The organism is Intrasporangium sp., assembly GCF_039812505.1.
Classification (GTDB): Bacteria; Actinomycetota; Actinomycetes; order Actinomycetales; family Dermatophilaceae; genus Intrasporangium_A.
The window spans coordinates 21672-27671 of sequence record NZ_JBDIAQ010000037.1 but is presented as its reverse complement, the minus strand read 5'-3'; the positions used below and the strand labels follow the sequence as shown (position 1 = coordinate 27671).

The window sequence follows — 6000 nt, the reverse complement described above, 5'->3', positions numbered from 1 at the left end:
GTGAAGTTCAGGTAACTGGCCCCCGGGTACAGGGCGAACAGGATGGTGACCGGCAGGATGAGGAAGACGACCGGGACACCAAGCGTCACGCTTTCCCTATCCGCTCCATTCGGGAGCGGCGACACGGGAGGCAGGCACTCACCATGAACACCACCCACACACCCGGCGCCGACGTCCGAGTCATGGTCGACGGCCAGCCGCGCCCAGCCCGGATCCTCGCCGCCCGCCACGAGATGGTCGCCGGCACGCCGGTCCCGGTCGTCGACGTCGAGCTCCTCGACGGGCAGGCGTCCGAGGGCTACCGACACAGCCCGGCGGTCACGGTCCCGGCGTCCGACGTCCTCGACCCCGGCGAGGCGTGCGAGGACTGTGCCCCGCACAGACGACGTCGAGGTCACCATCCGACGCGCGTTCGCCCCGGACCACGAGAGCGACGACACGGCGGCCGACGCGGCCTTCCTCGGCGCCCCGATGCGCATGTCCGTGCCTGACGCGCGGCGCCTCGCCGTGGCCATCCTCGAGCTGACCGCGCACGTCGTCGACTGACGACACACGAGAGCGACCCCCGGCATCCGTAGCGCCGGGGGTCGCTTCATGTCTACCTTCCAGCGTCGCGCGCGATGTCGTCCAGCGCCCGCCCGATGATCCGCTCGAGGTCGGCCCGGATCTGCGGCGCACCATTGAGCATCGACTTGTCGAACCACCCCTTGGCGCTCGGCAGCGGCTGGTTCACCCACGTCCACTGGTCGCGCGACTTGCGCCCGTCGGCGAACACCGGATGCCGCACGTAGCCGCGGTTCGTCGCCCGCGCGCCACCCTTGCGCCGGCCCACAACCACCTGGACACCGGCCGTGGTCACCCCGGTGCGGGTCCGCACCCTCATCGGCTCCCTGGCGACCTGGGCGGCCAGCCCGCCCCGCTGCGGCAGGTTCGCCGCGGCGGCACGCCGGGCATCGTCGATGAGCGGCCGCGCGGAGCTGCGCAGCTCGGCCAGCACCGCCTTGCGGATCTCCGGGCCGGCGGCCTTCATCACCCGCGCGGCACGGTAGAAGTCATCGGAGCCACGCACGTGCAGGTCGCCGGGGATCTGGCGCATCCCGCGCCGGTAGTGCTTCCGGGCGTCCTCCATCGCCTTGTCGGTGGCCTTCGACGTGCCCGCCATGTGGCGCAGCAGCATGTTCCGGGCCAGCCCCGAGACGATACGCGCGACGACCATTTCAGGCCACCCCTTCCGCCCGCAGCGCGGACCGGGCCAGCAGCTCGCCCGGGGCGACCCCGCACGCGGCGGACGCCTCGAGCACGGCCAGCGCGGCGGCGTGCACGACCGACGCGGCCAGGTCGGCCGGGTCGACCCCATCGTCCACGTAGACATCGACGACGCCCCCGGCATCCAGCCGCTCATCGAGGTACGCGGTCAGCACGGCCCGTCCCTGCGCTCCCACGTCGGACATGATCCAGCCTCCATGTGTTCGGTATGGACGGCACCCCCGGTCCCGTTGCACGGGCCGGGGGTGCCGTTCGTGCGCGCTGGCGGGTCTGTGGGCGGAGAATCCATCATGGTTGCCCTCGCCGCCATCCTGTCCCCGGTAGTGAGCCGATCCGCTCGGGGTGAGGTTGACGCGCTCCCGCGCGAGGCGGGAAGTCATTCCTTCGGCCCCAGCCCGCCCTGGTTGCGGATGACGGCCAGCGCGGCATACACACTGGTCGGCAGCTCCGGGCCGCGCTCCTCGAGGATGCGACGGGCCCGACGTGCGGCCGGAACCCCCGTCGCGTCGTCCGCGACGATGTTCCGCCGGACCCACTCGATCCGCGTCATGCTGGAGCGGCCGCCCTCCGGCTCGCCCCAGTGCTCGGGGTAGTCCCGGGCGAGCCGGGCGTCTGCGTACTCGACCATTGGGTGTCTCTCCTATCGTCTGAACATCGCCACGAGGCCACCGCCCGGGATGCCCCCGAGCCGGTCGCGCACCTCGGCCGGAAGGTCCCGCTCCGACTCGCGCACCGCGGCCCACCCGGCGCGCCGCGCCTCCTCGAGGATCTTCGGCGTCGAGAGCTTCCCAGCCAGGGCCTCCGCGCAGGCGGCCTCGTAGGTGGCCTTCCGGGCGTTCTGGGCGTTCGCCACAGCCGCCGTCACCGCGGCCCGCTGCTGGGCCTCCCGCTCGGCCTCCTCGCGACGCTCAGCGGCCTTGTAGGCATCGTCGAGCGAGACGGCGAGCCGCCCGAGGTAGTCGCGCACGAGCGTCACGCCGTTGACGGTGGCCCACGCCTCGACGTCGCTGTCGCGAATCCCGGTGATGCCGAACTCGGACACGGGCACTGTCGGTTGATGCTTCATGCCGCCATCGTGGAGTTTTCCGGCCCTTTTCCGCGACGCGGGGAGCAGGCGAGGCACAGCACCCGAGGGCGGCCCGTCCGAGCCGGTGGCGGGAGCGGGCCACCACACGACCGGCACCCCGCCACCGGCTCCTCGAGCAGCGCCCGAGCCAGCTGCGCAGGCACATGCGCCAACGGGTGCCGGTCCCGGGCCATCTCGCCGGACAGCCACCGCAGCATCCGCACCACGGCGCCGACATTCGCCGCTGTCATAGGACCGAGTCGAGCGGGTCGTAGGCGGCATCCCTGTCGCGCACCGCGGCCCAAACCGCCAGCTCCAGCGCCACCAGCGGCGCCACGTCCACCGGGGAGCGCCGCTTGTCCAACGTGGACCCGCCCACCAGGTCGCGCTCCTGGGCGTGCTGCACGGCCTTGGCCAACGCCGGGTCGCGCGGCACCGCGACAGCCCGGTCATTGAGGGCATCCTTCAGGCACGCGGTCGCCGCGGCCCGGTCCTGCGCCGTCAACGGCAGCACCCGCACCCCCTGCCCGCGCAGCACATCGCAGAACGACTGCATGTGCCCCACCCCGTCGACGGCCACCTCGAGGCCACCGTCGCCGTACAGGTCAAGCACCTGCGCCAGCGGCGCCGGCCCGGCGAACCGGTGCATCTGCGTGACCAGCCGCTCGGCGCCCGTCACTGACCGGCCCCACCGGGCCACCACCACCGCCGTGCTCGTGCGGTCGTTGCTCGTGTCGATACCCAACCATGCCGCCGTAGAAGCCATCATCTGACCCTTCCTCGCTCGCTGACGATTCCCGCGGGACGCCCCCGCGGACCTGTTGCAATGCGCGTGCGCGAACCCGCGATAGTCGCCCGGGCCCGCGCCGTCCACGTGGTCCAGGTCGAGCCGCTGGCCCGGCAGCATCGGCCGCCCACACCGCACGCACGGCGTGCCGTACGCCTCCGGCAGCGCCACCGCCCGAACCCTGCGATGCCGCGCCCCGTACCGGTCACTCGCTGCCATACAGCGCCTCCTGCCACACATCCCGGGCGACGAACCCCCACCCCTCCGTCTCGGCCGAACGCAGCCGCCACTGGTTGACGTACTGCGACGCGAACCCAGCCACCGGGTCGGCGTCGTCGAGGTCGGCCACCGCCTCACCTCGCACCGCCTTGTCCCACTTCGCCGCCAGCAGCGCAGCCCGGTCCGCCGACCAGTGCGGCGACGCGGCCCGCCACGTCCCCTCAGCCCCGACGTCCGCACCGTCCGGGGCGGACCACAGCAGCAGCAGCGACGCGCCGTCGTCGACCGCCAGCGCAGCCCCGATCGCGTCCGGCATCAGCGACGTGGCCCGCCGGTGCGCCGTCGAGGTCAGCACGATCTGCGGCGACACCCGCTCCAGGGTCGCCGGCTCCATCCCCTCGCGGACCACCTCCGCGGCGACCGACCAGGCCTCGTCGACGTACCCGAGGCAGATGTCGTAGCCGTAGACGCTATCGACGGACCGGGCCAGCCACCGGTGCTCGTCCCGCTCGATCGACTCGCGCCCGATCGCACGGACCACCCGCCAGCCACGCTCGTCGGCCCACCGCCACGCGGCCCGCTGGATCTCGCGCACGATCGCCAGGTCCTTGCCGCAATGCACCGCCAGCTGCGGCTCACTGAACAGCTCGTCATGCGCCAGCCGCCACAACGCCATCGAGCGCAGCCGCAGCGACTTGCCCGAGCGTCTCGACGCGGACTCGAGCACGGTCGACCAGACCAGCCGGCCCTGCTCGTCGTGCTCGAGCTGACGGACCGTGGCGTACCGCTGCCACCACCGCAAGGCGACGCCCAGCTCGGACTCCATCCAGTCGACCGCGGCCGGACCATACGAGCCCACAGCAGCCCCGTGGACGGGCGTACAGGCCAGCGGAGGGCTCGCGTCGTCCGGGACGTCCAGATAGGGTTCCAGCCACCCCGGGGCGGCGTCACAGTGGGCATCCCACGCCAGCTCGTCGCGGACGGCGACCCCTGAGTAGTTCACGGCGACTCCTCGTGTGTGTGTGGCTGCAGGAGCGGGGTCGTGGCTGGGCGCTGGATCCCAAAAACTCGCGGTGTCATCGGCGTGTCTCCATCCGCTTGCGCCACTGTTCGGCCCGCTGCTTGGCGACCTCGCGTCGGTGTGCCCTCTTGGCGGCCAGGCAGTCGCTGCACACGCTGAACCGGGACGGCTTGCCGCAGGCGAGGCATGTCGGCTGGGGAACAGGGGAACGCTTGTCGTCGGCGCACCCCTCGGGACCGTTCCCCTTTCCCCGTTCCCATATAGGGAGGGGAACGGGGGAACGGGGGTCTACGCCGTTACCGGGGAACGGTTGGGGAACGCTTGGGGAACGGGGAACGCTGCTCACTTGGAACCGTCCTCGTCGTAGGGCTTGATGAGCTGATGAGGGGTCTTCTCGGTCACGTGTCCGTCAATCGTGAGGAAGGTCAGCGCCTTGATCGCATAGTCACGCTTCCCACCCACGAGGGCGAGGATCTGGCGCTGCGAGAGCGGGCCCTTGTCGGCCAGCACGGCGCTGATCTTCGCCATGAGATGAGTGGGCCTGACGTCAGTGCCGCCGGGCGCATGTGCCTCGGGCGCCACCACGTCGATATCGGCCAGCCCCTCCGTGGTCGCGTCGAGCACGACGTCGGCGAACCAGTGCAGCCCGCCCGATGACGGCAGCGCGTGCTTGCGCAGCTGTCCGGGCCGATCCTTGGCGATGCGCACCGTGGAGCGGCCCACCAGCCCAATCCCGGCCGCCTTGCGGCCCTCGAGCACGTAGGCGGCGCCGTCCAGCCCGTTGAGCTTGTGCACGGCCCCGAGCGCGTACCGGCCGCGCGTCTCGGTCGATTTCGTCAGGTGGTCGAGCGAGACGGCGGCGGCACCGGCCGCGGTGAGACGACGTGGCAGCAGCCTTCCGAACGTCGCGGCGTCACGGTTGCTGAGCGGGTCGAGCCCGTGCAGCGTCATCCCCTCGGTCACCCCGTCGACCACGGCCAGGGACGGGCGCACGTCATAGAGCAGCGCCTCGAGGTCGGCCCACCCCTGCCCCTCGGACAGCGGCGACTCAGGCCGCACGTAGTGGAACAGGCCGCCGATCCGGTCAGGGTTGGCGCCCATCAGCAGCAGCCGCGCCACGACCGGGCCGGCGTCGTCCTCGAAGTCGACGAACACGACGTGCTCACCGTTCGTGATCTCGTCCCGCGCGGCCGACAGCACAAACCATGTCTTCAGCGACTCGGACTCGCCAGAGACGGTATGAGCCTTGCCGGGGTAGAACAGCCCCACCCCGTCACTGCGCAGCCCGACCGAGGGTGCCGGCGGCGTCCACGTGCCGTCGAGCGCGGCCGACAGGTCGACAGGCGCCCACGTCGAGCGGATCCGCGCGCCGTCCTCGTTGTAGTCGTCGGCGCTCACGTAGGTGTCAGGCAGCGTCATCGGTGCTCCCGTCGTCGCACACGAGAGCGGCCCACGCGGGCCCGTGGTTCCGGGTCGCCTCACGACGCGCCCAACCGGCCATCTCGGCGGCCTGAGCGGACAGCAGCTCCTGAGCGATGGCCTGTGCTGCAACGCGGTTCGCGTGCATGACGCCCTGGTCATATCCGGCCAGATATGCGGCGTGTCGCTCGGCGTCCACCTCGGCGGCGGTCCATCCGGTAC

8 protein-coding genes and 1 pseudogene are annotated in these 6000 nt (G+C 71.8%); 1 reads left to right on the top strand and 8 read right to left on the bottom strand.

The window, feature by feature from the left end:
- Positions 1–308, bottom strand: a pseudogene (locus WMI84_RS07285) (hypothetical protein); the annotation flags it as partial.
- 61 nt (positions 309–369) lie between these two features.
- Here WMI84_RS07285 and WMI84_RS07280 point away from each other — a divergent pair.
- Positions 370–546, top strand: a complete 177-nt coding sequence (locus WMI84_RS07280) for a hypothetical protein (RefSeq protein WP_347351742.1) — start codon at positions 370–372, stop codon at positions 544–546.
- 52 nt (positions 547–598) lie between these two features.
- On the opposite strand, the gene WMI84_RS07275 is transcribed toward WMI84_RS07280, so the two are convergent.
- The 7 genes from WMI84_RS07275 to WMI84_RS07245 all read right to left on the bottom strand — a co-directional run bounded on the left by WMI84_RS07275 (position 599) and on the right by WMI84_RS07245 (position 5778).
- On the bottom strand, positions 599–1216 hold the full coding sequence (locus WMI84_RS07275; protein WP_347351741.1) for a hypothetical protein: 618 nt from the start codon (positions 1214–1216) through the stop codon (positions 599–601).
- A 1-nt stretch (position 1217) separates the two neighbouring features.
- Positions 1218–1451: a hypothetical protein gene (locus WMI84_RS07270; protein ID WP_347351740.1), complete on the bottom strand. Its 234-nt coding sequence runs from the start codon at positions 1449–1451 to the stop codon at positions 1218–1220.
- 191 nt (positions 1452–1642) lie between these two features.
- Complete coding sequence (locus WMI84_RS07265) at positions 1643–1894, bottom strand: hypothetical protein (protein WP_347351738.1); 252 nt, start codon at positions 1892–1894, stop codon at positions 1643–1645.
- 12 nt (positions 1895–1906) lie between these two features.
- Positions 1907–2332, bottom strand: a complete 426-nt coding sequence (locus WMI84_RS07260; protein ID WP_347351736.1) for a hypothetical protein — start codon at positions 2330–2332, stop codon at positions 1907–1909.
- 247 nt (positions 2333–2579) lie between these two features.
- Positions 2580–3290, bottom strand: a complete 711-nt coding sequence (locus WMI84_RS07255; RefSeq protein WP_347351734.1) for a hypothetical protein — start codon at positions 3288–3290, stop codon at positions 2580–2582.
- Positions 3291–3324: 34 nt separating this feature from the next.
- The gene (locus WMI84_RS07250; protein WP_347351732.1) at positions 3325–4341 is read right to left on the bottom strand and encodes a hypothetical protein; all 1017 of its coding nucleotides are present in this window, start codon (positions 4339–4341) and stop codon (positions 3325–3327) included.
- Positions 4342–4701: 360 nt separating this feature from the next.
- Positions 4702–5778 carry an AAA family ATPase gene (locus tag WMI84_RS07245; RefSeq protein ID WP_347351730.1) on the bottom strand — a complete coding sequence of 359 codons (1077 nt, stop codon included), beginning with the start codon at positions 5776–5778 and terminating at the stop codon, positions 4702–4704.
- Positions 5779–6000: the final 222 nt, after the last annotated feature.

Coding starts and splice junctions, on each gene's coding strand:
- WMI84_RS07265 (WP_347351738.1), bottom strand. CDS start 1,894: ATGGTCGAGTACGCAGACGCCCGGCTCGCCCGGGACTACCCCGAGCAC.
- WMI84_RS07245 (WP_347351730.1), bottom strand. CDS start 5,778: ATGACGCTGCCTGACACCTACGTGAGCGCCGACGACTACAACGAGGAC.
- WMI84_RS07270 (WP_347351740.1), bottom strand. CDS start 1,451: ATGTCCGACGTGGGAGCGCAGGGACGGGCCGTGCTGACCGCGTACCTC.
- WMI84_RS07275 (WP_347351741.1), bottom strand. CDS start 1,216: ATGGTCGTCGCGCGTATCGTCTCGGGGCTGGCCCGGAACATGCTGCTG.
- WMI84_RS07260 (WP_347351736.1), bottom strand. CDS start 2,332: ATGAAGCATCAACCGACAGTGCCCGTGTCCGAGTTCGGCATCACCGGG.